The sequence below is a fragment of the Variovorax boronicumulans genome (assembly GCF_019352895.1).
In the GTDB taxonomy this organism is placed as follows: Bacteria; Pseudomonadota; Gammaproteobacteria; order Burkholderiales; family Burkholderiaceae_C; genus Variovorax; species Variovorax boronicumulans_A.
Genome location: NZ_JAAAFX010000009.1, coordinates 608,477 through 635,008 on the forward strand (window position 1 = coordinate 608,477; position 26,532 = coordinate 635,008).

The following is a 26,532-nucleotide window of genomic DNA, read 5'->3' on the forward strand; positions in this document are numbered from 1 at the left end:
GAAAGAGGAGACAAGCGACATGATCCTGACCCAACCCCTGCACAAGGGCCGGCGCGAGAAGCCCGAAGCCATGGCCGTGGTCTTCGGCGAGCACCGGCTGAGCTTCAGCCGTTTCACCGACCGCGTGGCCCGCCTGGGCGCCGCGCTGCGCGCGCTCGACATGGGGCCGGGCGACCGCGTCGGCATGATGAGCTTCAACTCGCATCGCTTCGTCGAGTTCTTCTTCGGCACCTGGTGGGGCGGCGGCGTGATCAACCCGGTCAACATCCGCTGGAACCCGAAGGAGGTCGCGTACTCGCTCGACGACTGCGACACCCGCATCCTGCTGGTCGACGACGCCTTCGCGCCGCTGGCGGCCGAGCTGCGCGCGCTGTCGAGCTCGCTGCGCACCGTGGTCTATTGCGGCGACGGCCCGGTGCCCGAGGGCATGCTGGGCTACGAGGCGCTGCTCGAGAAGAGCGCGCCCTGCGAGGATGCGCCGCACAGCGCCGACGAGCTGGCCGCCATCATGTACACCGGCGGCACCACCGGCCGGCCCAAGGGCGTGATGCTCACGCACGGCAACCTCTACATCGACGCGCTGGGCTCGATCGCGGCGCTGCCGCGCACCGCGCAGAAGCCCGCGATCGTGATCACCACGCCGATGTTCCACGTGGCCGGCTGCGGCCTGTCGATCCAGGCGATGCTGCGGCTCGCGCCCCAGCACGTGCTGCCGATGTTCGACGAGGTGGGCATCCTGCAGGCCATCGAATCGGCCCGCGCGACCGAAACCTTCCTGGTGCCGACCATGATCAAGCGGCTGATCGAGCATCCGCGCTTTGCCGAGTTCGACCTCTCGAGCCTGGACCTGATGCTCTACGGCGCCGCGCCGATCGATGTGCCGCTGCTCGAGAAGGCCATGCTGGCGCTGCCGCGCGCGGGATTCTCGCAGGCCTACGGCATGACCGAGCTCTCGCCCACGGTGGCGGTGCTGCAGCCGCACTGCCACCTGTCGGGCCCCGACCGCGAACGCCTGCTGCGCTCGACCGGCACGCCGCTGCCCATGGCCGAGATCCGCATCGTCGACGGCGAGGACAACGAGGTGCCCACCGGCCAGATCGGCGAAATCGTGGCGCGCGGGCCGATGGTCATGCGCGGCTACTGGAACAAGCCCAGGGAAACCGAAGAGGCGCTGCGCGGCGGCTGGATGCACACCGGCGACGGCGGCTATGTCGATGCACACGGCTTCCTGTTCGTGGTCGATCGCATCAAGGACATGATCGTGAGCGGCGGCGAGAACGTCTACTCGGCCGAGGTCGAGAACGCCATCGCGCAATTGCCCCAGGTGCTGATGTCGGCCGTGATCGGCGTGCCCGACGACAAGTGGGGCGAGCGGGTGCACGCGGTGGTGGTGCTGCGCCCGGGCGCGACGCTCGAGGCGGATGCACTGATCGCCCATTGCCGCAGCCAGATCGCGGGCTACAAGTCGCCGCGCAGCGTGGAGTTCCGCGATGCGCTGCCGCTGTCGGCCGCCGGCAAGCTGCAGAAATTCCAGTTGCGCGAGCCCTTCTGGGCCGGCCGCGAGCGCCGCGTCGCGTGAACTGAACCACTCAGAAAACAAGGAAAAGACATGCCCATCGACTTCCGCCGCTCCTGGAGCGACGAGGACCTGGAGCTCTACCGCGACAACGTGGTGCGCTTCATCGACACCGAGATGCTCCCGCACGACGAAGCGGCGCGCAAACGCGGCCACGTCGGCCATGAGATCTGGCACAAGGCCGGCGCGCTGGGCCTGCTGTGCGCGGACATCCCCGAGCAATATGGCGGCGGCGGTGGCGACTTCCGCCACGAGGCGGTGTTCTACGAGGAGATGTCGCGCCGCGGCCTGACCGGCATGAGCACCTCGGTGCACGCCATCGTCGCGCACTACTTCCTCAACCACGGCACCGAGGCGCAGAAGCAGAAGTACCTGCCGCGCATGGCGCGCGGCGAGCTGGTCGGCGCCATCGCCATGACCGAGCCCGGTGCGGGCTCCGACCTGCAGGGCATCCGCACGCGCGCGCAGAAGGACGGCGAGGGCTACCTCATCAACGGCTCGAAGACCTTCATCACCAACGGCTTCCTGGCCGGCGTGGTGCTGGTGGTGGTCAAGACCGATCCGACCCAGGGCGCCAAGGGCACCTCGATCCTGATCGTCGAAACAGAGGGCTGCAAGGGCTACCGCGTGGGCCGCGTGCTCGACAAGATCGGCATGAAGGCGCAGGACACCTCCGAACTCTTCTTCGACGACGTGCGCGTGCCGGCCGAGGCGCTGCTGGGCGGCACCGAAGGACAGGGCTTCTTCCAGCTCATGGGCGACCTGCCCTACGAGCGCACCATCATCGGCGTGACCGCGCTGGCGACGATGGAAGGCGCCTTCCAGGCCACGCTCGACTACGTGCGCGAGCGCAAGGCTTTCGGCAAGCCGATCGCCGAGTTCCAGAACACCAAGTTCAAGCTGGCCGAGATCGCGACCCAGATCAAGGTCGGCCGGGCCTTCATCGACCGCTGCGTGGAAGACCTGGTGGCCGGAAAACTCGACACCGCCACCGCCTCGATGGCCAAGCTCTGGGGCTCGGAGACCCAGGGCCGGGTGGTCGACGAATGCCTGCAGCTGTTCGGCGGCTACGGCTTCATGAACGAGTACATGGTCGCGCGCATGTACGCCGACGGACGCATCCAGCGCATCTACGGCGGCACCAACGAGATCATGAAAGAGGTGATCTCCCGTGCGCTTTGACACCGTGACGCGGGAGCTGCTGCGATGAGCGTGCTCGAACTGCGCGAGGAGGGTGGCATCGCCTGGCTCACGATGAACCGGCCCGAGCGGCTCAACGCGATGAACCCGGAACTGGTGCAGGCGCTGCGCGACTACTTCGAGGGCCTGAACGCCCGCAGCAGCGCGCGCGTCGTCGTGCTGCAGGGCGCGGGCCGCGCCTTCTGCGCCGGGCTCGACCTCAAGGACCAGGTCGGCGGCCCCGAGAAGCCCTCGGTGCCCGAGGTGCTCGACCAGCAGAAGAGCATCCGCGACATCATGCTGGCGATGCGCGGCTGCCCGCAGCCCATCGTGAGCGTGGTGCAGGGCTCGGCCAGCGGCGGCGGCTTCGCGCTGGCCCTGGCATCCGACGTGCGGCTGGCCACGCCCGAGGCGCGCATGAACGCGGCCTTCATCCGCATCGGCCTGTCGGCCTGCGACGTGGGCGTGAGCTATTTCCTGCCGCGCATGGTGGGCAGTTCGGTCGCGGCCGAGTACCTGCTCACCGGCCGCTTCATGGACGCGCAGCGCGCCTACGCGCTGGGCTTGGTGAGCCGCGTCGCGCCGCTGGCCGAACTGCAGGCCGAGGCGCAGGCGCTGGCCGAGGACATGCTGCATGCCACGCCGCTGGCGTTGCGCCTGACCAAGGACGCGCTCAACTTCGCGATCGACGCGCCCAGCATGGAGGCGGTGATCGCGATGGAAGACCGCAACCAGGTGCTGTGCACCCAGACCGCCGATTTCCGCGAAGGCATGCAGGCCTTTCTCGAGAAACGCGCACCCAACTACGCCGGCCGTTGAACGGCCCCAAGGATTCCACGACATGACCCTCGACGACCTGATGTACAAGCCCGGCCTGCTGGCCGGCAAGCGCTACCTCGTGACCGGTGGCGGCAGCGGCCTGGGCCGCGTGATGAGCGAGGCGCTGCTGCTGCTGGGCGCCGAGGTCTACATCTGCGGCCGGCGCGAGCCCCTGCTCGAACAGACCGCGGCCGAACTCATGGCCGCGCACGGCGGGCGCGTGATCCCCAAGGCCTGCGACATCCGCCACGAGGCGCAGATCGGCACGATGCTCGACGAGATCTGGGCCGACGGCGGCGCGCTCGACGGCCTGATCAACAACGCGGCCGGCAACTTCGTGAGCCGCACCGAGGACCTGTCGCCGCGCGCCTTCGACGCCATCTCCAGCATCGTGTTCCGCGGCAGCTTCTGCATGACGCTGGACTGCGGCAAGCGCTGGCTGGCGGAGGGCAAGTCGGCCTCGGTGCTGTCGATCCTCACGACCTGGGTCTGGAACGGCTCGCCCTTCACCGTGCCCTCGGCGATGTCGAAGGCCGGCCTGCATGCGATGACGCAATCGCTGGCGGTCGAATGGGCCGGCCGCGGCATCCGCTTCAACGCGATCGCGCCGGGCCTGTTCCCGACCGAGGGCATGAGCGCGCGCCTGAATCCCGGCGGCGGCGAGCACAAGGCCGACCGCAACCCCATGGACCGCAACGGCCGCATGCCCGAACTGGCCAACCTCGCGGCCTTCCTCATGGGCCCGGGCTCCGAATACGTCAACGGCCAGACCATCGCCATCGACGGCGGCCAGTACCAGGCCACGGGCGGCAATTTCTCGCGCATGGCCGAATGGACCGACGGCGATTGGCGGCGCGCGCGCGAGAATATCGCCGAACGTGACGCCAAGGACCGGAGACAACGCCATGCCAACGACTGAGACCCAGAGATTCCACGACCGCGTGCAACTGCAGCTGGACGGCGACGGCGTCGCCCAGCTGCGGCTGTCGCGCCCCGACAAGATGAACGCCATCGACGCCGGCATGTTCGCCGGCCTGGTGGCAGCCGCCGAGCATCTGGCCGGCGTCCGCGGCCTGCGTGCGGTGGTGTTGCACGGCGAGGGCCGGGCCTTCTGCGCCGGCCTCGACATGGCGAGCTTCGACCGCATGAGCGAAGGCGGCGTGGTGGCCGACGGCCTGACCGACCTGCTGGCGCGCACCCACGGCCTGGCCAACGCGCCGCAGCAGGTGGCCTGGGCCTGGCGCGAGCTGGCGGTGCCGGTGATCGCCGCGGTGCATGGCGTGGCCTTCGGCGGCGGCCTGCAGATCGCGCTGGGCGCCGATGTGCGCTACCTCGCGGCCGACACGCGCATGTCGGTGATGGAGATGCAGTGGGGCCTGGTGCCCGACATGGCCGGCATCCCGCTGATGCGCGAACTGCTGCGCGCCGACGTGGCACGCGAACTGGTGTTCAGCGCGCGCATCGTCGAGGCCGAGGAAGCCTGCCGCATCGGCCTGGGCACGCGCGTCTGCGCCGACCCGCTGGCCGAGGCGCTGGCCTTCGCGCGCGGCATCGCGGGCCGCAACCCCGACGCGGTGCGCGGGGCCAAGCGGCTGCTCAACCAGTCGGCCGATGGCGATGCGGCCTCGCTTCTGATGGCCGAGTCGGTGGAGCAGGCCAAGCTCATCGGCAGCGCGAACCAGCGCGAGGCGGTCAAGGCGGCGATGGAGAAGCGGGTGCCGCGCTTCCAGGACTAGGCACGTTCCAGGAACGACGACGGCGCGCGCCCCAGCCGCTTGCGGAACATGGTCGAGAAGGCGCCCGGGCTGTCGTAGCCCAGCTCCAGCGCCACCGTGGTCACGGGCGTGCCCGAGGCCAGCCGCGACAGCGCGGCCAGCAGGCAGGCCTGCTGGCGCCATTCGCCGAAGGCCATGCCGGTCTGCTGCCGGAACAGGCGGCTGAAGCTGCGCTCGCTCTTGTGCAGCTGGCGCGCCCAGTCGCCGGGCGCGGCGTGGATCAGCGGCTGGTGCAGGAAAGCGATGCACAGCGCGGCCAGGCCCGGGTCGCGCGGCAGCGGCGCGAAGAAGGGCAGCGTCTCAGCGCGCGCCAGCTCGTGCAGCAGCAGCTGCATCAGCACGCCGTCGCGCGTGTGTTCCTGGTAGTCGGCCCGCGTGTCGGTGGCTTCCAGCAGCAGCTGGTGCAGCAGCGCCGAGACCTTGAGCACCGCGCACTGCGTGCCGGCGCGCGGCGCCGCGGCCGGTTCGATGTAGAGGCTGCGCGTGCTCACGCCCACCATGCGCACCCGGTGCGGCTGGCCGGCCGGAATCCAGACGCCGCTGTAGGGCGGCACGACCCAGGCGCCGTCGTCGGTGCCCACCTCCATCAGGCCGGTCGCGCCGTAGAGGAACTGCGCGCGGCGGTGGCTGTGGGTCTCGAGCATCACGCCTTTCGCATAGTCGGTGCCGATGGCCAGCACGGCCTGGGGCAGGGCGTCGACATCGGCGAGGGGCACGTTGCGCATGGGTGGACGAGTTTGGCTGAACGGCGAACATTATTGGCGAATCGGCGCAGGCGGGCCGGGCGTCGGGTCCGGACACTCGGTCTCTTTAGCGAAGAGGTTGCCCGTGTCCTTCTATGTCCTGCTCGGCGCGTTCGGTCTTCTGGCCGGCGTCACCACCGTGTTGTTCGGCTTCGGCGGCGGTTTCGTCGTCGTGCCCTTGCTCTACCGGATGCTGCTGATGGCCAACGGCGAGCAGAGCGCGGTCGGCCGCTCGGCCATGCAGATCGCGGTCGCGACCTCGACCTGCGTGATGGTCTTCGGCGCCGCGCTGGCCACGCGTCGGCACCAGCGCGCGGGCACGCTCGACTGGGCCCAGGTGCGGCCGCTGCTCGCGCCCATCGCCGTGGGCGCGGCGCTCGGTGCCTTGGCCGCGAGCGCGGCGCAGGGCGAGTGGCTGCGCTGGGCCTTCGTGGGTTACCTGGTGCTGACCATCCTCGACAGCGTGTTCCGCCCGGGCTTTCTCTCGCGCCGGCCCGCGCTGGCGCCCGAGCCCTCGGGGCTCGCGACCGCCGCATCGGGCCTGGGCATCGGCACCGTGGCCGCCTTGCTGGGCGTGGGCGGCAGCGTGATGACGGTGCCGCTGATGCGTCGGCGCGGCGTGGCCATGACCCAGGCCACGGCGATGGCCAACCCGCTGTCGCTGCCGGTCGCGCTGGCGGGCGCCGCGACCTACGTCGCGCTGGGCTGGCATGCGAGCGCCTCGCTGGGCACGGGCTACATCGGCCTGGTGGACCTGCGCGCGCTGGCCGTGCTGGTCGCGGGCTCGTGGGGGGGCATCCGGCTGGCCGCGCCGCTGATCGGGCGCATTCCCGACGCGGTGCACGCCCGGGTCTACCTGGGCCTGCTCACGGCCGTGCTGCTGGCGATGGTGCTGCGCTGACGAAGCTTCAGCGGATCACGCCCAGCTTGCGCGCGATGGCCACCGCCTGCGTGCGGCTCTTGGCGTCGAGCTTCATGTTGATGTTGCGCAGGTGGGTGCGCACCGTGCTGTCGGACACGAAGAGCTTCTCGGCCATCGCGTTGTTCGAGTAGCCCTCGGCCAGCAGTTGCAGCACCCGGATCTCCTTGCGCGTGAGCGGCTCCTTGTTGCCGTCGGCGCTGGGCGCCTCGACATTCGGCGCGACCATCGGGCCCAGCACCTGCAGCAGGCGCTGCAGGTACTCGGCCAGGATCGGGTCGCTGCGCCCGTCGGCCGCGCTGCGTTCCTGCGCCGCGGTGGCGTAGCGCTGCACCAGCAGGCCCACGGCCGGACCCTCGTCGAGGATCAGGCGCATGAAGCCTTCCTGGCTCGCGGTCTGCAGCACGGCGCCGATCTCCTCCAGGGCCGCGGCCACGTCGCCCGCGCGCTGCAGGGCCAGCGCTCGCAGCACGCGCAGCTTGAGCGCGCGGCGGCTGCGCGCGGCGGCGATGGCGGCGTGCAGTTCGGCGTCGAGCGCGGTGAGCGCGACGCGCGGGTCGCCGAAGCTGATCTCCCAGCGCGCCCGCGCCAGCGCGAGGTAGTCGAGGTCGTGCGCGGGCAGGCGCTGGCGGCGCTCGCGGTCCCACAGGGCCGGGTCGTCGGCGCGCGCCAGCTCGTCGCGCGAGGCCGGGCCGTTGCCCTGCAGCAGCAGCATGCGCGAGCGTTCGAGCTTGGCGCCCGCCACCACGCGCGGCAGCTGGCGGTGGTGGCCCAGGTACTCGAGCTCGGTCAGCGCCTGGAAGGCGGCGTCGATGTCGCCGGTGTAGAAGGCGATGCGCGAGCGCATCACATGGCTCAGGATCATGTGGTCGGGCAGGCCCACGTCGCGCGCCAGCGGCAGGTAGACGTTGAGCAGGTGGTCGGCCTGCGGCAGCTGGTTGGCCTCGTAGACCACGCCCGCGTACAGCACGCCGGCCCAGGCGTTGCCGTGGCTGTGGTTGTACGAGACCGCATGGGTGGAGTCGACCGCCATGCGGAAGCGCGCCGTGGCCTGGCGCAGCCGGCCGCCGTGCAGGTCGAGCATGCCCTCGAGCGACTCGGTGTACATGCGGTTGAAGGTGCTGTTGCCCTGGCGGCTGCGCGCCGCGTCGAGCAGGCGCTGCGACTCGTGCTGGTCGCCCACCACCGAGATGATGTTGGCCATCGCGTTGAGCAGCGCGCTGTCGGCGAAGGGCAGGCCGGTGGGCAGCCGGGCCAGGCTCTCGCGGCCGGCCTCGTAGGCCTCGTCGTAGCGGTCCTGCATGGCCAGCAGCAGCGGGGTCAGCGTGTGGGCGCTGGCGCGCACCTCGGGGATGCCACTCTCGGCGCAGCCCGACTGCTCGAGCTTCTTCATCGCGTCCCAGGGGCCGTAGGTGAAGCAGGCGGCCCACAGCGCGATCAGCTGCAGGAAAGGGTGGGCGCGCAGCTGGTGCTCGGGGATGGCCGAGAACCAGCGCGAGAGCATGCGCATGCGGCCCTGCTCGAGGAATTCCTCGGCGTAGCTGTCGAGCAGCGTGAGCGCATGCGGATGGTCGCCGCCCTCGATCGCGTGGTCGATCGCGGGCACCGGCCGGCCCTGCGATTCGTACCAGCCCGAGGCCGCGAGGTGCAGCCGCGCGAGTTCGTCGGGCCGCTCGCGCGCCAGCTGCGCGCGCAGGAAATCGGCGAACAGGCTGTGGTAGCGCCAGGCCGGCGTGTCGCTGGCCACCGGCGTGAGGAACAGGTTGGACGCGGCCAGCTGGTCGAGGATGGCGGCGCAGTCGACGCGCGGGTTCAAGGTCTGGCAGACCGAGGCGTCGAGCTGGCGCAGGATGCTGGTGCGCAGCAGGAAGTCGCGGATCTCGCGTGGCTGGTGCGCGAGCACGTCCTCGGCCAGGTAGTCGGCCACCGCGCGGTCCGAGCCCGAGAAGCGCTCGACGAAGCCGGTCTCGAGGCCGTGCCGCTCCAGCGCCATCGAGGCCAGCCAGATGGCCGCCACCCAGCCCTCGGTCTTGCGGTGCAGCTGCGACAGCATGTCGGCCGGCAGCGCCTGGCCCGCGCGCTGGCCGAAGAAGGCGCTGGTCTCGTCGATGTTGAAGCGCAGGCGGTCGGTGTCGATCTCCATCAGCTGGCCGCGCGCGCGCAGCCGGCCCACGCCCAGGTCGGGCAGGCTGCGCGAGCCGATCACGATGCGGCCGCGGCGCGGCAGGTGGTCGATGACCTCGCGCACCAGGCCCAGCACCGCGGGCTCCTGCACCACCTCGAAGTCGTCGAGGAACAGCGTGAAGGGCGAGTCGTGCGCGGCCAGCGCGGCCACCGCGTCGAAGGGCGCGTTGGCCGGCGGCTCGTCCACGCCCAGGCGCTGCACCGCTTCGCCCAGGCAGATCAGGAAGCGCGAGACGTCGTTGTCGGCCCGGTCGAGCGTGAGCCAGGCGGTGGCCACGCCGTCGGCCTCCATGCGCTGGCGGCTCTGCGCCATGGCCGTGGTCTTGCCGAAGCCCGCGGGCGCGCGCACCAGGACCAGCTTCACCGCCGCCGCCGCGATCTGTTCGCTGATCGCGGTGCGCAGCACCTGCGTGACGACCACGGCCGGCGGGTTGAGCTTGGTTTCCAGGATGCGGGGCGAGGTGGGGGGCATTGCGGGTGGTTGGAAGAAGAAGGAAAAAGGCGGATCGGGGCCGCGCGCCAGGGCGCGGCGGGCAGGGCAGCGGTGTTGTAGCGGGCTATCGCCTCGGGTCTTGTCTCCTTGGGCGCAGCGCTTCGGGCCAGGCACCGCGAGGGACCCATTGTGGGGGTCGCCCGGGCGGGGATTTCCGTCGCTTCCGACGATTTCGCGCTTCGATTCTGCTTTCTAGACTGGCCGCCGACCCACTGAAAAACCCTTGCAGACCGAGGCGATCCGGGCTGCAGCGCACCGACATGACCGACGTATTCCTCTATGACCACGTGCGCACGCCGCGCGGCAAGGGCCGCCCCGACGGCGCCCTGCATCCCATCACGCCCGTCCAGCTCGCCGCCCAGGTGCTGCAGGCCCTGCGCGAGCGCAACGGGCTGGACCCGACGCAGATCGAGGACGTGGGCCTGGGCGTCGTGATGCCGGTGGGCGAGCAGGGCGCCGACATCGCGCGCTTCGCGCTGCTGGCCGCGGGCTACGGCGACAGCGTGGGCGGCTACCAGCTCAACCGCTTCTGCACCTCGGCGCTGGACACGCTCAAGATGGGCTTCGGGCTCGTGGCCTCGGGCCAGGCCGACGCGGTGATCGGCGGCGGCGTGGAGTCGATGTCGCGCGTGCCCATCGGCAGCGACGGCGGCGCGGTCTACACCGACCCGGCCATCGGCCGGCGCTTTCCCTACATCCCCAACGGCGTCGCGGCCGACCTGATGGCCGCGCTCGACGGCGTGGGGCGTGAGGCGGTCGACGCCTATGCGGTCGAGAGCCAGCGCCGCGCGGCCCAGGCCCAGGCCGAAGGCCGCTTCGACCGCTCGCTGGTCCCGGTGCGCGACGTGCTCGGGCGCACCGTGCTGGCACGCGACGAGGCCAACCGGCCCGGCACCACCATGGCCGACCTCGCCAAGCTCAAGCCGGCCTTCACCGCCGCGGGCGAGCAGGGCTTCGACGCGATCGTGCTGCAGCGCTACCCGCAGCTCGAGCGCGTGCCCCACATCCACACCGGCGGCAATTCCAGCGGCATCGTCGACGGCGCCTGCGCGGTGCTGCTGGGCAACCGCGCCTACGGCGAGCGCAACGGCCTGAAGCCGCGCGCCCGGCTGGTGGCCGCGGCCTCCTGCGCCGACGAACCACTGCTGAGCCTGGGCGGTCCGTTGCCCGTGACCGAGCGCGTGCTCGCGCGCTGCGGCATGGCCATCGGCGACATCGACCTGTTCGAGGTCAACGAGGCCTTCTCGGTGGTGCCGATGCGCTATGCGCGCCATTTCGGCATCGACCCGGCGCGCATCAACCCCAACGGCGGCGCGATCGCGCTGGGCCATCCGCTGGGCGCGACCGGCGCCATCCTGGTCGGCACGCTGCTCGACGAGCTCGAACGCAGCGGCCAAGCGACCGGCCTGGTCACGCTGTGCGCCGCCGCGGGCCAGTCGACCGCGCTGGTGATCGAACGGGTCTGACCCTCTCCTGAAGCCTTCCTCCCCATGACCCAGACCCCCAACCTCCGCTTCGAGGTCGACGCCGACGGCATCGCCCTCATCACGCTCGACGTGGCCGACCGGCCCATGAACGTCTTCACGCCCGGCTTCTCGGCCGACCTGCGCGCGGCGGTGGCCGAGCTCACGCGGCGCGAGGACGTGCGCGGCGCCGTCATCACCTCGGGCAAGCGCAACGGCTTCCTGGCCGGCGCCGACCTCAAGGATTTCGTCGGCTTCCATGCGCGCGGCGCCACCGCCATCGAAGCCGCCGAGCTGATCGCGGAGAGCGCCCAGCCGCTGCGTGCGCTCGAGCGCTGCGGCAAACCCGTGGCCGTGGCCATCAACGGCCTGGCGCTGGGCGGCGGTTTCGAGCTGTGCCTGGCTTGCCACCACCGCGTGCTGGTCGACGACCCGCGTGCCGTGGTCGGCCTGCCCGAAGTCACGGTGGGCCTGCTGCCCGGTGGCGGCGGCACGCAGCGGCTGCCGCGGCTGATCGGCATCGAGCGCGCCTTGCCGCTGCTGCTGACCGGGCGCCATGTGGCACCGGCCGAGGCGCTGGCGCTGGGCCTGGTCGATGCCGTGGTGCCGGCCGACGAACTGCTCGCCACCGCGCGCCGCTGGGTGCTCGCGCATCCCGGGGCGCAGCAGCCCTGGGACGTGAAAGGCTTCCGCGTGCCCGGCGGCACCGGTGCGCTGGCGCCGCATGCCAACGGCAGCTTCGGCGCCACGGTGGCGCGCATCCGGCGCGAGACGCAGGACAACTACCCCGCGCCGATGGCCATCCTGTCGGCGGTCTACGAGGGCACGCAGCTGCCGATCGAACTGGGCCTGCGCATCGAGGCCCAGTACTTCGGCCCGCTGCTCGCCGGCCCGGTGGCGCGCAACCTGATGCGCACGCTGTTCGTCAACCGCGGCGCCGCGCAGAAGCTCGCGCGCCGGCCGGCCGGGGTGCCGCGCCAGCCGGTGCAGCGCCTGGGCGTGCTGGGGGCCGGCATGATGGGCGCGGGCATCGCGCAGGTCGCCGCGGCGGCCGGCATCGAGGTGGTGCTGGTCGATGCGACGCAGGCTGCGGCCGAGGCCGCCAAGGCGCGCATCGCGACCGCGTATGCCAAGGAAAAAGGTGCCGATGCCGCACAGCGGCTGGCGCGCATCACCGCCACGGCCGACCTCGGCCTGCTGCGCGGCAGCGACTTCGTGGTCGAGGCGGTGTTCGAGGACCGCCGGGTCAAGGCCGATGTCATGGCCCGCGCGGCCCTGGCGCTGGGCGACGTGCCCGCGCATTTCGTCTGGGCCAGCAACACCTCGACCCTGCCCATCGACAGCCTGGCCGCGCACTGGCAGCAGCCGGCGCAGCTGATCGGCGTGCACTTCTTCTCGCCCGTGCCGCGCATGCCGCTGGTCGAGGTCATCCTGGGCCCGCAGACCGCACCGGCCGCGCTCGCGCGCGCGCTGGACTTCGTGCAGCAGCTGCGCAAGACGCCGATCGTGGTGCACGACAGCCCGGGCTTCTTCACCAGCCGCATCTTCTGCGCCTACATCGACGAAGGCATGGCGATGCTGGCCGAGGGCGTGGCACCCGCGCTGATCGAGAACGCCGCGCGCCAGGCCGGCTTCGCGACCGGGCCGCTGGCCGTGACCGACGAGGTCTCGCTCGACCTGCAGCAGCAGGTGATCGACCAGGCGACCGCCGACGGCCTCGATGCGCGCTTCCTGCGCGGCCATGCGCAGGCCGTGGTGGCGCGCATGAACGCGCTGGGCCGGCTGGGCCGCAAGAGCGGTGGTGGTTTCCATGACTTTCTGGCCGAGGGCGGCAAGCAGCTCTGGCCGGGATTGGCGGATGAATTCCCGTTGGCGGCCGATCAGCCCGCGGTCGAGGCACTCAAGCAACGCCTGCTGGGCATCCAGGCGCTGGCCTCGGCGCAGTGCATGGAGGAGTGTGTGGTCACCGAGGCGGCCGACGCCGACCTGGGGTCGATCCTGGGGCTGGGCTACCCCTCATGGACCGGCGGCACGCTGTCGTACATCGAGACCGTCGGCCTGCGCGAATTCGTGGCGCAGTGCGACGCACTGGCCGAACGCCACGGCGAACGCTTCCGCCCCTCGGCCTGGCTGCGCGCCCGCGCCGAGGCCGGCCAGCCCTTCCATCCCCCGGCCGCGCAGGCCGTCGATCCTCATGCCCTGGAGAACGCATCGTGAGCAGCATCCGCACCCGTGTCACCGAACAGTTGGGCATCGCCTACCCGATCATCCAGGGCGGCATGCAGTGGGTGGGCGTGGCCGAGCTCGCCGCGGCCGTGTCGAACGCCGGCGGCCTGGGCATCCTGACCGCGCTCACCCAGCCCACGCCCGAGGACCTGGGCCGCGAGATCGCGCGCACCCGCCGGATGACCGACAAGCCCTTCGGCGTGAACCTCACGATCCTGCCCTCGATCAAGCCACCGCCGTACGCCGACTACGTCGAGGCGATCGTCGAAGGCGGCGTGCGCATCGTCGAGACCGCGGGCAACAGCCCCAAGGAATTCATCGCGCGCTTCAAGGAACGCGGCATCACCATCGTCCACAAGTGCACCACGGTGCGCCACGCGCTGTCGGCCGAACGCAATGGGGTGGACATGGTGTCCATCGACGGCCTCGAGTGCGCCGGTCATCCGGGCGAGGACGACGTGGGCGGCCTGGTGCTGATCCCGGCCGCGGCGCGCGCGCTGAAGATCCCGATCATCGCCTCGGGCGGCATCGCCGACGGCCGCGGCCTGGCCGCCGCGCTGGTGCTCGGCGCCGAGGGCGTGAACATGGGCACGCGCTTCTGCGTGACGCAGGAGGCGCCGATCCACGACAACATCAAGCAGGCGCTGGTGCGCGGCTCGGAGCGCGACACCGCGCTGCTGTTCCGCACGCTCAGGAACACGGCGCGCGTGTTCCGCAACGCCATCGCCGACGAGGTGCGCGCCATCGAGCAGCGCCCGGGCGGCTGCGAATTCGAGGACATCCGCCCGCTGGTCGCCGGCGCGCGCGGCCGTGCGGCGCTGGCTTCGGGCGCCGTCGACGACGGCGTGATCTCGGCCGGCCAGTGCATCGGCCTGATCGACGACGTGCCCAGCTGCGCCGAGCTGATCGCACGCATGGTCGCCGACTGTCGCGAGCGCCTCGACGTGGCCCGGCGTTTCGTCTCGTGAGCCCCTGGAGCGAAGGCGAGCGCGGCGCCGCGCTGCAGGCGCTGGTCGCGCAGCTGCGGCTGGAGCAGCTCGAGCACAACCTCTTTCGCGGCAGCAGCAGCGACATCGGCGCACCGGCCGTGTTCGGCGGCCAGGTGCTGGGCCAGGCGCTGATGGCCGCGGCCCGCACCGTGCCGCAGCATGCGGCGCACTCTCTGCACGGCTACTTCCTTCGGCCCGGCGACAAGGCCGCGCCCATCGTCTACGACGTCGACCGCATCCGCGACGGCGCGAGCTTCACCACCCGCCGCGTGGTCGCGATCCAGCACGGCGAGCCGATCTTCCACATGTCGGCTTCCTTCCATCGGCGCGAGGAGGGCGTGTCGCACGCGCCCGCGATGCCCGAGGTGCCGGCCCCCGAGCAGACCCGCCCGCGCGAGGCGGCGCTGCGCGCGGTCGACGAGGTCTTCGACCTGCGCTTCGTCGACCCGCGCGACCCGGCCACCGCGGGCCCGCGCCCGGCCGTCAACCGCGCCTGGCTTCGCACCGCCGAAGCCTTGCCCGACGACCCGGTGCTGCACCAGGCCTTGCTGGCCTACGTGTCCGATTACAGCCTGCTGGGGGTGGCGATGCAGCCGCACGGCCTGCACTTCAAGCAGCCTGGCGTGCAGGGCGTGAGCCTGGACCACGCGATGTGGTTCCACCGCGATTTCCGCTGCGACGACTGGCTGCTCTACGACACCGAGTCGCCCTCGGCCGCGCATGCGCGCGGCTTCTGCCGCGGCAGCCTGTTCAGCCGCGACGGGCGGCTGGTGGCGTCGGTGGCGCAGGAAGGCCTGATCCGCGTGCGGGGCTGAAGCCGCACTCAGGCCGTCATGGGCTGGCGCGCGAGGAAGGGCGCGATGTTGCGCATCGCGCGCTCGACATAGGCTTCCTTCTCGCCCACCGGCGCCACGTAGTGCAGGGCGCCGCGGGCCGCTTCGTCGCCCTCCAGCCGCGCGATCATCCAGGCGGCCAGGTACTGCGCCGCCAGGCAGCCGCCCGCGGTCGCCACGTTGCCCTTGGCCACGAAGGGCCGGTCCAGCACCTCGATGCCCGCATCCTGGACCCAGGGCCTGGTCGTCAGGTCGGTGCAGGCCGGCAGGCCGTCGAGCAGGCCCAGCCTGGCCAGCACCAGCGTGCCCGAGCACTGCGCGCCCAGCAGCTGCCGGGCCGGGTCGAGCTGCAGCTGCGCCATCAGGGCCGGGTCGGCGACGACGTCGCGCGTGAGCCGGCCGCTGCCGACGATCACCGCATCGGCCGCGCAGGCCTCGCGCAGCGTGGACTGGGCCTCGACCACGACGCCGTTCATCGAGCGGACATGGCTGGCGGGGCTGGCGAGCGACACGCGCCAGCCGGGCTTCTGGACGCGGCGCAGGATGTTCAGCGCGATGAAGGAGTCGAGTTCGTTGAAGCCTTCGAAGGTGAGGATGGCGATGTGCATGAGGGTGTTCCGGCGAGCGGTCGTGGGTGGAGGGTTCCGGCATCGTAGGAAGTGCGTTCAATACAATCAAATAATTGTCATGAATACACTGGTCCATGGCCCACGCCCGCTACAAGTCGCTGGTCGACACCCTCGCCGCCGAGATCCGTGAGGGCCGCCTCGTGCCCGGCACCCGGTTGCCTACGCACCGCAAGCTGGCGGCGCGCGAGGGCGTGGCGCTGGTCACCGCCACCCGCGTGTACGCCGAACTCGAGGCCATGGGCCTGGTCAGCGGCGAGACCGGCCGCGGCACCTTCGTGCGCGAAACCCTGCTGCCGCGCCACCTGGAGATCGACCCGTACGTCGTGGCGGCCGACACCACGGACCTGAACTTCAACTACCCCGCGCTGCCCGCCCAGGCCGGCATGCTGCGCGCCGCGCTGCGCCAACTGGCGGCCACGGGCGACCTGGAATCCCTGTTGCGCTACCAGCCGCACGGCGGTCGCATGTCGGAGCGGTCCGCCGTCGCTCAGCACCTCGCGGACCGAGGCCTGGCGGTGGATGCGGCCCAGGTCGCGATCGTGGGCGGCGCGCAGCACGGCCTGGCGACGACGGCCATGGCGCTGCTCCAGCCCGGCGACGTGGTGGCGGTCGATGCCTTGACCTACCCGGGCTTCAAGCTGCTGGCGCAGGCGCAGCACCTCGAACTGGCGCCGCTGCCCGCGGCCGGCGCGGGCCCGGACCTCGATGCGCTGGAGGCGCTGTGCCGGCGCCGGCGCGTGCGCGCCGTGTACGTCATGCCCACGCTGCACAACCCGCTGGGCTGGGTGGTGAGCGCCAGCCGCCGCCGGCAGCTGGTGGCGCTGGCGCGCCGGCACGGCCTGCTGCTCATCGAGGACGCGGCCTATGCCTTCCTCGCCGCCGATCCGCCGCCGCCGCTGGCCGCGCTGGCACCGGAGACCACCGTCTACGTCTCGGGCCTGTCGAAGAGCGTGGCCACCGGGCTGCGCGTGGGCTTCGTCGCGGCGCCGACCGCTTGGATGCCCAGGATCGAGCGCGCCATCCGCACCACGACCTGGAACACGCCCGCCGTGATGACGGCCATCGCCTGCGGCTGGCTGGAGGATGGCACGGTCGCGCGGCTCGAGGCCGAGAAGCGCGCGGACGCGATGCGCCGGCAGGCGATCGCCACGGACGCGTTGGCCGGGCTGCGTTGCTTGCGCCATCCCGCGTCGTACTTCCTGTGGCTCACGCTGGCCGAGGAGGTGCGGGCCGACCGTGTGGCCAAGGCGCTGCTGGCCGAACGCATCGCGGTCTCGACAGCCGAGCCCTTCGCGACCACGGCGCACGTGCCACATGCCTTGCGCCTGGCGCTGGGGTCCGTCCCGCTGGAAGGCCTGGGGGCGGTGCTGCGGACGGTCCGACAAGTGATCGAGGCGCAGACATTCTGAGGGTGTTCGGAGTCTTGAGCGCCCGCGAGTTCAAGCCCCTTTTTTCCGTGGTGACGGCGGGTGCGTGTGCGAGCCGCCCAGAGGCACGACAACAGGTGTCAGCGTCGAGATAACAGAAAAGTAACACGATAACAGCTGTTATGTTATTGTGCGGAATTCGAGTTACCAAGGAGGGGATGTGAGCACCCTCGCAACTGGCGTTCTACGCTACTTTGAAGAGGTCCTGGGTGTCGAAGCCTCAGGTTTCAGGCCGTGGGCGCATTCGAACGAACTGCCGTACTTCCTGCGCGACGCTTTCGCGTTTCATGAGCTGGCGTTGCTGGGCCAGCCCATCCTCCTCGCGACCGGGCGCGTCGAAGCGAAGCAGTCGCTCAAGGACGTTCGGATCTGGCTGGACAAGGTCAAGTCCTTGACAGGATTGCCGGTGGTCTATGTGACCGATGCGCTGGCCTCGTATGACCGTCGGCGCCTGATCGCGCAAAAAGTCCCCTTCGTCGTTCCGGGCAACCAACTCTATCTGCCGGACCTGGGTTTGGACCTGCGCGAGTACTTTCGGAAACGCGCGCCAGCCGCGGACACGGCGCTGAGCCCGTCCGCCCAGGCGATGCTGATCACGGCCTTGCTCCGCCAGCCGTGGCAAGCCGATTGGCAGCCCTCCGCGGTCGCGGTCGCCTTGGGCTACACGCCCATGACGCTGTCGCGCGCCGTCAAGGAGCTGACGGCGACCGGACTGGCCACTGCCTACACGGTCGGCCGCGCGCGTTGGCTGCGCATGGAACTTCCGCCCGCACAGACCTGGGAGCGTGCGAAGCCTGCGTTGCGCACGCCGGTCAAACGCACGGTCTGGGTGGCAGGCCATGGGCATGACGCGGAGCGGACTCGCCGGGTGGCCGGGCTGAGTGCACTGGCGCTCGGCTCCATGCTGGCCGAGCCGAGATGGCCGGTGTATGCAGTGACGTCTGCCGAATGGAAGGCAGCGACGAATGCCGGTGTTCGGGCATTGCCTGAGCCCGAAGCGGGCGCACAGGAATGGCAGCTGTGGCGCTACAGCCCGGCGCTGATCCCTGACGTCACCACGGTGGATCCGCTCTCGCTGATGCTCAGCCTGGAAGACAACGCCGATGACCGCGTCCAGCTCGCACTGGACGAATTGAAGGCGCAGCTCCCATGGTGAGAGGGCTGCGTGTTTTCCAGGAGAGGTTTGCGCCTTACGTCGACCAGTACGTGCTGATCGGGGGCACGGCAGCGAGCCTGACGATGGAGGAGGCCGGGCTGGAGTTCCGGGCCACCAAAGACCTGGACATCGTGTTGCACGTGGAGGTGCTGACGCCGGCATTTGGCGAGGCCTTCTGGCAATTCGTCGAGGACGGCGGCTATGAGATCCGCCAGGCCAGCGACACGGGACGCCCGATCTTCTATCGCTTTCAGAAGCCTGTTGACGATCGCTACCCGGCGATGGTCGAACTGTTCGCCAGAGCGCCCGACGGACTGCGGCCCGCTGAAGGCAGTCGACTGACACCGATACCCCTGGACGAGGCCGTCTCCAGCTTGTCCGCCATCCTGCTGGACGAGGGCTACTATGCTTTCGTCATGGCCGGGCGCCGTGAAGTCCTGGGCCTGCCCTGCATCGCAGAGGATCGACTCATCCCGCTCAAGGCCATCGCCTGGCTGGAACTGACGGCGCGGAAAACGCAAGGCGCCCAGGTGGATGCCAAGGACGTCCGCAAGCACCTGAACGACGTGCTGCGACTCTCTCAACTGCTGACGCCCGTCACACGCATTCCGCTCGATCCAAAGATCAGCAGCGACATGAAGCGCTTTCTGGTCGCGGTGGCAGCCGATACGTCCATCGACCTCAGGGCGCTCCAGCTTGGGAAGCTCGCAATGGGCGATGTGGTGACCCGTCTCGCACAGGCCTATGGCATTGAACTGCCACCGCAAGGGGGCGGATGACAAGCGATCGGGCGCAGGGACTGTCGACTCGTCGCTGACCTCGCACGCATCCATGCAAAATGACCCGCATCAATGCATGGAACGAGCGAATGAACGGCCCCGACAACGAAGCGCGAGAAGAAGACGGAAGCAACCCGAATACCGCCTCTGAACCGGGCCAGCCGATCCCCTCGACCGGGCCGGTGGCCGTCGAGATCGAAGCCGACCCCACGCTCGGCTACGCCTCCATCCAGAACGCCGTGCCCGTGGTGCGGGCCCTTCGGATCAGGAACAGTGGCGCCCACGCGCTGGAACACATCGAAGTCGTCGTGAGCTGCAACCCGCGCTTCGCCGAGGGCATCATGCTGCGCTTCGAGCGCCTGGCGCCCGGCGAATCGCGCCGCATCTCGCCGCTCGACCTCCAGCCGGACCATGCCTACCTGGCGCAATTGCAGGAGGCTGTGACGGCCACGATCGGCGTCACCGTGCGCTCCGGTACGACGGAACTGGGCCAAGCCAGCCAGGCGGTCCAGGTGCTGGCCTACGACCAGTGGGCCGGCACCCGTGCCTTGCCCGAACTGCTGGCGGCCTTCTGCATGCCCAACAATCCGGCGGTCGACGTGTGGGTCGGCAAGGCCTCGGCGCTGCTGCGCGGTGCGCACCACGAGCTCTTGATGAACGGCTACCAGTCGAAGAGCCGCGAGGTGGTGTGGAAGCAGGTCTCGGCCGTCTACAGCACGCTGGCCGCGGCGGGCTTGCACTATGCCGAGCCGCCGGCCTCCTTCGGCAGCGACGGCCAGAAGATCCGCACGCCCGACCGCATCCTGGACGCCGGCGTGGCCACCTGCCTGGACCTGGCCATGCTCTTCGCCTCCTGCTTCGAGCAGGCCGGCCTGCGGCCGGTGGTGCTGATCAAGGAAGGCCATGCCTGGGTCGGCGTCTGGCTGCACCCCACGAGCTTCCCCGATCCGCTGACCGACGATCTGCTGGCCGTGCGCAAGCGGGTCGACAGCGGCGAGCTGCTGGTCTTCGAGACCACCGGCATCGCGCGCCACCACAGCCAGCGGCCCAGCCTCCGGATCGCGATGGAATCCGGCGGCGAGCATCTGCGGGACGAGGAGGGCTTCCGCTATGCCATCGACATTCATCGGGCGCGTGAAGTGCAGATCAAGCCGCTGCCCTCGCGCGCGGTGCCGGTCGCGCCCGGCGACGGTGCCACCGAGGTGCAGCCGGGCGCGGTCATCGAACCGATGCCGCATCTGCCCGAACTCGACGCGGCCAACGCCGTCATCGACTTCCCGGTCGACGACACGCCCGAAGGGCGCCTTGCCAAGTGGAAGGCGCGCCTGCTCGACCTCACGCTGCGCAACAAGCTGCTGAACTTCAAGGTCACGAAGACCACGCTCAAGTTCGTCGCGCCCGAGCTGGCCCGGCTGGAAGACGTGCTGGCCGAGGGCAAGGACTTCAAGCTGCGCGCCGTGCCCGCGCTCATGGAAGGCGCCGACCCGCGCATGGCGCAGGTGCATGCGAACCGCGGCGGGCGTTCGCCGCTGGACGACATGGCGCTGCAGGCCCTGGACAACCGCGAGCTGCTGGCGGAGGTCAAGGCCGAGGAGCTCGACGCGCGGCTGCTGGCGATCCACACCGCCGCGCGCACCGGCCTCGAGGAAGGCGGCGCCAACACGCTGTACCTGGCGATCGGCCTGCTGCGCTGGACAGAGGACGAGAAGTCCGAGCGCCGGAACATGGCCCCCATCCTGCTGGTGCCGGTCACGCTGCAGCGCCAGTCGGTGCGTTCGGGTTTCCGTCTCACGCGGCACGACGACGAGACCATCGTCAACCCGACCCTGCTGCAGTTCCTCAAGAGCAGCTTCGAGCTGCGCATTCCGGGGCTCGATGCGCTGCCCAGCGACGAGAAGGGGGTGGACGTCGAGCGCGTGTTGCAGGCCTTCCGCCTGGCCGTGGCCGAGATCAAGCATTGGGAGGTGCGCGAGGAGGCCTGCCTGGGCCTGTTCTCCTTCACCAAGTACCTGATGTGGAAGGACCTGCAGGACCGCACCGCGCAGCTCAAGGCCAACCGCGTGGTCCGGCACCTGATCGAGAACCCCGGCCAGCCCTTCGAACGCGACGGCGAGGCCGGCGAGTTCGACCGGCTCGACCAGAGCTTCAAGCCGCAGGACATCCTGGCGCCGCTGCTGTCGGATTCGTCGCAGCTGAAAGCGCTGTGCGCCGTCGACACCGGCCGCGACCTGGTGCTCGAAGGCCCGCCGGGCACGGGGAAGAGCCAGACCATCACCAACATCATTGCGCACAGCCTGGGCAAGGGAAAGACCGTGCTGTTCGTGTCCGAGAAGATGGCCGCGCTGTCGGTGGTGCATCGGCGGCTGGAGGCCATCGGGCTCGGGCCCTTCTGCCTGGAACTGCACTCGTCGAAATCGAAGAAGTCGGAGGTGCTGCAACAGCTGGGCATCGCGCTCGACGTGGCGGGCCAGCGCAGCACCGAGGACTGGTCGCGCGAGGCCGAGCGCCTGGCGCAGCTGCGCCAGGAACTCAACGGCCTGGTCGACGCGCTGCACCGGGCCTATCCCAACGGCCTGACGGTCTTCGACGCGATCGGCACCTGTATCGGCTCGCCCAGCAAAGAAGCTTCGGCCATGCCCTGGTCGGACGCGCTGACGCACCAGCGCGCAGAGCTCGACCAGCTGCGCGAGATCGCGCGCAGCATGGCGACGCTGGCCGGCTCGATCGGCGGCCTCGATGCCCATCCGCTGCGCCTGATCGGCATGACCGAGTGGAGCCCAACCTGGAGCGACACGCTGCTGGCGGCCGGCCAGCAGTTGGTGACGCGGGTCGACGCGCTGCAGGCACGGTCGGCGGCGCTGGAGCCCGTGCTGGGCTTGCCGCTGACCGGCCTGAGCATGGAAGGTTTCGCGCATCTCGATGCACTGGCCGACGAACTGCTCGGCGCTCCGAAGGTGCCGGTGAGCCTGGCGCGGCAGGCGCACGACAGCGGCGCGCGGGCGCGCGTGAACGCGCTGGTGCGCCATGGCACGGCGCGGGCAGGACATTGGGCGCGCATCGGCGCGGGATGGACGCCGACCCTCGCCAAACTGAACGGCACCGAACTGCTCGCCGAATGGTCGGCGGCCCGCGCGGCCTGGTGGTTGAGCGCCTTGCTCAGGAAGCGCGCCGTGACCGGCAAGCTCGCGGCCTTCCGCACCGACGGCCAGCGGCCCACGGCCGCGCAGGTCGAGGCCATGCTGCAGCCGCTGGTCGACCTCAACGAAGAAGACCAGGTGCTGCGCGCGATGCAGGCCGAGGCGCAGAGCCTGCTCGAAGAGGTCTACCATGGCACCGGCACTGACTGGAACACCTTGGCTTCGCACGAGGCCTGGACCCACCGGTTCGCGGACGCCGTCGTGCGCCTGGCGGCCGGCGACGATCCGCGGGCCGCCGCGCTGCGCGCTTCGCTGCAGCCCCTGGTGGCCGAGAGCCGGGCCCTGCTCGAACCCGGCGCACGCATTGGCCGCGATCTGCTGGCCTATCGCGCGGCCTGGCGCGAGATGCGCGAAGGCCTGGCCGAGGTCGAGGCACTGGCCCGGCCCGCCGCGCCGATCGTCGGCGATGGCCATGCCGATGGCGCGCTGGAACGCGTGCGCGGCGTGCTGGCCGGATGGCAGTCGGCCAGGCCGCGCCTGCAGACCTGGTGCCTGTGGCGCAATGCGCGGGACCGCGCCATTGCCGGCGGGCTGCAGGGACTGGTCGCCGACCTCGAGGCCGGCAAGGTCGCCCTGCAGGACATCGAAGCGCACTTCGAGTTCAGCTACCGGAACTGGTGGGCCAAGAAGGCCATCGACGTGGACCCGATCCTGCGCAACTTCGCGAGCGCGGAGCACGAGCGCAAGATCCGCGAATTCCGTGCCGCGGATGCCAACTTCCAGAAGCTCACCGAGCAATACCTGGCGGCCACGCTCGCGGCCAAGGTGCCGTCGTCGGCCGGCGTGGCCGCCAAGCCCACCAGCGAGATGGGCCGGCTGCTGCGCGAACGGCAGAAGCAGCGCGCCCACATGCCGGTGCGCCAGCTGGTGCAGGCCATGCCGACACTGCTGCCGCAGCTCAAGCCCTGCCTGCTGATGTCGCCGCTGTCGGTGTCGCAGTACCTCGATGCAGGCTTCTCGCAGTTCGACCTGGTGATCTTCGACGAGGCCTCGCAGATCCCGGTCTGGGATGCCGTGGGGGTGATCGCGCGCGGCAAGCAGGTGGTGGTGGTGGGCGACCCCAAGCAGCTGCCGCCGACCAACTTCTTCAACAAGTCCTCGGACAGCGACGAAGCCAGCGCGGCCGACGACGAGCGCGTGGAGGACCTGGAGAGCATCCTCGACGAATGCATGGGCGCGGGCATGAACAAGCTGAGCCTGCAATGGCACTACCGCAGCCGACACGAGAGCCTGATCACCTTCAGCAACCACCGCTACTACGACGACTCGCTGATCACCTTCCCGTCGCCGGTCACGGACGACCTGGCGGTGAAATTCCAGCGCGTGGCGGGCGTCTACGACCGCGGCGGCAGCCGCACCAACCGGGCCGAAGCCGAGGCGATCGTCGAAGGCATCGAGGCGCACTACCTCGATCCGAAGAAGCGCGAGCTGACGCTCGGTGTCGTGACCTTCAACCAGACCCAGCAGGCGTTGATCGACACCTTGCTGGATGCGCGCCGGCACGCCAACCCCGAACTCGACCGCGCCATCGCGGCCCAGGTGCGCGAGAAGCTCTTCGTCAAGAACCTGGAGAACGTGCAGGGTGACGAGCGCGACATCATCTTCTTCTCGATCACCTACGGCCCCGACGCCGCGGGCAAGACGACCATGAACTTCGGGCCGCTGAACGGGGAGGGCGGCCATCGCCGGCTCAACGTGGCGATCTCGCGGGCGCGCGAAGGCGTGGTCATCTACAGCAGCCTGATGCCCGAGCAGATCGACCTGGCACGCGTGCGCGCGGCCGGCGTGCGCGACCTCAAGCACTACCTGGAATTCGCCATCCGCGGTGCACGCGCATTGGTGGAGCAGAAGGTGCCGACCGGGGTCGACCCGGAGAGCCCCTTCGAGGTGGCCGTGATCAAGGTGTTGCGCGAAGCCGGCTGGACGGTGCATCCGCAGGTGGGCTGCTCGGGCTACCGCATCGACCTGGCGGTGGTCGATCCACGGGCGCCGGGCCGCTACCTGGTCGGCATCGAATGCGACGGCCGCGCCTATCACTCCGGCGCCACCGCACGCGACCGCGACCGGCTGCGCCAGCACGTGCTCGAAGGGCTGGGCTGGCAGATCCATCGCATCTGGTCGACGGACTGGTGGCTCGATCCGGAAGCGGAGGTGCGCAAGCTCAGGCTGTTGCTGGAGGGCTTGACGGCCGACGCAGCGGAGCCAGCACCGGCGGCCGAGGTGGCGGCCGCGCCCTGAGCCCTGAGCGAGGGCGCGGCCGGCGGTCCGAAGCGCGCTACGGTCGCTTCGGGTCCCGATGCGGATTCGGCCACCGGTCCTGCGGCCCCTCGGTGCGCAGCAGCGCGTCGGCAGGTTGCCGGTAGTCCTCGTCCTTCCATTCGGGCGGCCTGCGCCAGATGGCGTGCCAGAGGGCGACATGGAGCGGAAGCGCGTCAGCCTTGACGCGTTCCCAGTCGTGCTTGAGCAGCAGGGCGATGCGCTCGATGAACACGTCCATGTCGGTCGCGTCCTGGAAAAACAGGCGGTCGAAGTGCTCGAGGATCTCGACGTCGAGCGGGTCCTTGGGATTGAGCGAGGTCGCCAGCTTCGCGCGGAGCTTCCAGATCCGCCCGGGCATCGACGCCTGGACCGGAAGCAGCTGGAACTCTGCGATCTCCGCGGCGAGCGCGCGCATGTCGCTGCGCCACTTCGCTCGTTCGCCGCTCACGCTGGCGATCTGGATCGCATGCGCGTCCTTGCGGAAGGCGATGAAACCGACGGCCACGCCAGCCAGCGCGGGCCAGAGGGTGGCCGCCTTGAAGAGTTCGATCATGTTCGATGCCAGGGCGAGGCAGATGCCTGGCCCATTCTGCCGCTTTAGTCCGCGGTCCGTGGAGACGCGCTGCGCGGCGCATCGTGGCGCGACGGCAGGTGCCCGAATCCCCGGGACAAGGCGGCGCCCCTGGCTGCGGGCAAGAGTCCGGGCGCGTTGAGACAAGAAGCGCACGGTCGATCCGCTTAGCCTTTCCCGGCAGGCCGGCGCCCCGGCCGCGATCCCCTGTCCCCCGGAGAAAAGCACCGCCATGACCTACATCGCCGCCGCCGAGCGCTACCAACAAATGCACTACCGTCACACCGGCCGCAGCGGGCTCAAGCTGCCCGTGCTGTCGCTGGGCCTGTGGCACAACTTCGGCGACAGCACGCCCTTCGAGCGCCAGCGCGACATGCTGCGCACCGCCTTCGACCTGGGCATCACGCACTTCGACCTGGCCAACAACTACGGCCCGCCCTTCGGCAGCGCCGAGAGCAACTTCGGCCGCCACCTGAAGGAAGACTTCCGCACGCACCGCGACGAGCTGGTGATTTCCACCAAGGCCGGCTGGAGCATGTGGCCCGGGCCCTACGGGCGCGGCGGTGGCTCGCGCAAGCACGTCCTCGCCAGCCTCGACCAGTCGCTCGGGCGCATGGGCCTGGACCACGTCGACATCTTCTACTCGCACCGTTTCGATGCCGACACGCCGCTCGAGGAGACGGCCGCCGCCTATGCGAGCGCGGTGCGGCAGGGCAAGGCACTGTATGTGGGCATCTCCTCGTACTCGGCCCACAAGACGCGCGAGTTCGCGGCGCTGCTGGCCTCGCATCAGGTGCCGCTGCTGATCCATCAGCCGGCCTACAACATGCTCAACCGCTGGATCGAGCCGGAGCTCACCGGCACGCTCGAGACGCTGGGCGCGGGCTGCATCGCCTTCACGCCGCTGGCACAGGGCCTGCTCACGGACAAGTACCTGAACGGCATCCCGGCCGATGCGCGCATCAACCAGCCGGGCGGCGATTCGCTGCCGGCCTCGCACCTGAGCGAACGCAACCTGGCGGCCGTCCGCATGCTCGACGAACTGGCCCGGGGCCGCGGCCAGACGCTGGCTCAGATGGCGGTGGCCTGGATCCTGCGGGATCGGCGCATGACCTCGGTGCTCATCGGTGCCAGCAGCGCCCGCCAGATCCGGGAGAACGTGAAGGCGCTCGAACGCCTGGACTTCACCGCCGCCGAATTGGCGGAGATCGATCGGCACCTGATCGATGGCGGCGTGAACCTCTGGGAAAAGCCTTCGACCGACCAGCGGATCTGATGCATGTCCGTGTGTCGCATCGATGTCCGACTTGATTGC

At 70.3% G+C, this 26,532-nt stretch carries 19 protein-coding genes; 15 read left to right on the forward strand and 4 right to left on the reverse strand.

Annotation, left to right across the window (positions count from 1 at the left end):
- The first annotated feature begins 19 nt into the window (after positions 1-19).
- From K0H49_RS21955 to K0H49_RS21975, 5 genes are read left to right on the forward strand one after another with little or no spacing between them, the layout of a single operon-like run.
- On the forward strand, positions 20-1,579 hold the full coding sequence (locus K0H49_RS21955; RefSeq protein ID WP_219217017.1) for a long-chain-fatty-acid--CoA ligase: 1,560 nt from the start codon (positions 20-22) through the stop codon (positions 1,577-1,579).
- A 30-nt stretch (positions 1,580-1,609) separates the two neighbouring features.
- Positions 1,610-2,758: an acyl-CoA dehydrogenase family protein gene (locus tag K0H49_RS21960; protein ID WP_219217019.1), complete on the forward strand. Its 1,149-nt coding sequence runs from the start codon at positions 1,610-1,612 to the stop codon at positions 2,756-2,758.
- 24 nt (positions 2,759-2,782) lie between these two features.
- Positions 2,783-3,574: an enoyl-CoA hydratase/isomerase family protein gene (locus K0H49_RS21965; protein WP_219217020.1), complete on the forward strand. Its 792-nt coding sequence runs from the start codon at positions 2,783-2,785 to the stop codon at positions 3,572-3,574.
- A 22-nt stretch (positions 3,575-3,596) separates the two neighbouring features.
- Positions 3,597-4,493, forward strand: coding sequence for an SDR family oxidoreductase (locus K0H49_RS21970; RefSeq protein WP_219217022.1), 897 nt, complete (start codon positions 3,597-3,599; stop codon positions 4,491-4,493).
- Positions 4,480-5,310: a crotonase/enoyl-CoA hydratase family protein gene (locus K0H49_RS21975; protein WP_219217025.1), complete on the forward strand. Its 831-nt coding sequence runs from the start codon at positions 4,480-4,482 to the stop codon at positions 5,308-5,310. The genes K0H49_RS21970 and K0H49_RS21975 overlap by 14 nt, the downstream gene beginning before the upstream one ends.
- Here the strand turns inward: K0H49_RS21975 and K0H49_RS21980 are convergent.
- Positions 5,307-6,074 carry an AraC family transcriptional regulator gene (locus K0H49_RS21980; protein WP_219217027.1) on the reverse strand — a complete coding sequence of 256 codons (768 nt, stop codon included), beginning with the start codon at positions 6,072-6,074 and terminating at the stop codon, positions 5,307-5,309. The two genes, K0H49_RS21975 and K0H49_RS21980, sit on opposite strands and share 4 nt — an antisense overlap.
- A gap of 103 nt (positions 6,075-6,177) precedes the next feature.
- Between K0H49_RS21980 and K0H49_RS21985 the strand changes: the two genes are divergently transcribed.
- Positions 6,178-6,993 (forward strand): sulfite exporter TauE/SafE family protein, encoded by an 816-nt coding sequence (locus tag K0H49_RS21985; protein WP_374122399.1) that lies wholly within the window; start codon positions 6,178-6,180, stop codon positions 6,991-6,993.
- Between the two features lie 7 nt (positions 6,994-7,000).
- Here the strand turns inward: K0H49_RS21985 and K0H49_RS21990 are convergent, their stop codons facing one another.
- A complete protein-coding gene (locus tag K0H49_RS21990; protein ID WP_219217031.1) occupies positions 7,001-9,667 on the reverse strand; it encodes a LuxR C-terminal-related transcriptional regulator in 2,667 nt (888 codons plus the stop codon).
- A gap of 281 nt (positions 9,668-9,948) precedes the next feature.
- On the opposite strand from K0H49_RS21990, the gene K0H49_RS21995 reads away from it, so the two are divergent.
- The 4 genes from K0H49_RS21995 to K0H49_RS22010 are packed head-to-tail and all read left to right on the forward strand — an operon-like array spanning position 9,949 to position 15,181.
- Entirely contained in the window at positions 9,949-11,154 is a 1,206-nt protein-coding gene (locus tag K0H49_RS21995; RefSeq protein WP_219217033.1) for an acetyl-CoA C-acetyltransferase, read from the forward strand.
- A 24-nt stretch (positions 11,155-11,178) separates the two neighbouring features.
- Positions 11,179-13,368 (forward strand): 3-hydroxyacyl-CoA dehydrogenase NAD-binding domain-containing protein, encoded by a 2,190-nt coding sequence (locus K0H49_RS22000; protein ID WP_219217043.1) that lies wholly within the window; start codon positions 11,179-11,181, stop codon positions 13,366-13,368.
- A 5-nt stretch (positions 13,369-13,373) separates the two neighbouring features.
- Entirely contained in the window at positions 13,374-14,345 is a 972-nt protein-coding gene (locus tag K0H49_RS22005; RefSeq protein ID WP_374122426.1) for an NAD(P)H-dependent flavin oxidoreductase, read from the forward strand.
- Positions 14,342-15,181 carry an acyl-CoA thioesterase gene (locus tag K0H49_RS22010; RefSeq protein WP_219217047.1) on the forward strand — a complete coding sequence of 280 codons (840 nt, stop codon included), beginning with the start codon at positions 14,342-14,344 and terminating at the stop codon, positions 15,179-15,181. The genes K0H49_RS22005 and K0H49_RS22010 overlap by 4 nt, the downstream gene beginning before the upstream one ends.
- Positions 15,182-15,189: 8 nt before the next feature.
- Here K0H49_RS22010 and K0H49_RS22015 read toward each other — a convergent pair whose 3' ends face one another.
- Complete coding sequence (locus tag K0H49_RS22015) at positions 15,190-15,807, reverse strand: DJ-1/PfpI family protein (protein ID WP_219217050.1); 618 nt, start codon at positions 15,805-15,807, stop codon at positions 15,190-15,192.
- 95 nt (positions 15,808-15,902) lie between these two features.
- Here K0H49_RS22015 and K0H49_RS22020 point away from each other — a divergent pair, with 95 nt between their 5' ends.
- From K0H49_RS22020 to K0H49_RS22035, 4 genes are all read left to right on the forward strand, one after another.
- Complete coding sequence (locus K0H49_RS22020) at positions 15,903-17,237, forward strand: aminotransferase-like domain-containing protein (RefSeq protein ID WP_219217051.1); 1,335 nt, start codon at positions 15,903-15,905, stop codon at positions 17,235-17,237.
- A gap of 178 nt (positions 17,238-17,415) precedes the next feature.
- Complete coding sequence (locus K0H49_RS22025; RefSeq protein WP_219217052.1) at positions 17,416-18,411, forward strand: hypothetical protein; 996 nt, start codon at positions 17,416-17,418, stop codon at positions 18,409-18,411.
- Positions 18,405-19,190: a hypothetical protein gene (locus K0H49_RS22030; protein ID WP_257625068.1), complete on the forward strand. Its 786-nt coding sequence runs from the start codon at positions 18,405-18,407 to the stop codon at positions 19,188-19,190. Before K0H49_RS22025 ends, K0H49_RS22030 begins: the two co-directional genes overlap by 7 nt.
- An 89-nt stretch (positions 19,191-19,279) precedes the next feature.
- Complete coding sequence (locus K0H49_RS22035; RefSeq protein WP_219217054.1) at positions 19,280-24,625, forward strand: DUF4011 domain-containing protein; 5,346 nt, start codon at positions 19,280-19,282, stop codon at positions 24,623-24,625.
- Positions 24,626-24,662: 37 nt separating this feature from the next.
- On the opposite strand, the gene K0H49_RS22040 is transcribed toward K0H49_RS22035, so the two are convergent.
- Entirely contained in the window at positions 24,663-25,199 is a 537-nt protein-coding gene (locus tag K0H49_RS22040; protein ID WP_219217056.1) for a hypothetical protein, read from the reverse strand.
- Between the two features lie 250 nt (positions 25,200-25,449).
- On the opposite strand from K0H49_RS22040, the gene mgrA reads away from it, so the two are divergent.
- A complete protein-coding gene (mgrA, locus tag K0H49_RS22045; RefSeq protein WP_219217058.1) occupies positions 25,450-26,493 on the forward strand; it encodes an L-glyceraldehyde 3-phosphate reductase in 1,044 nt (347 codons plus the stop codon).
- Positions 26,494-26,532 lie beyond the last annotated feature (39 nt).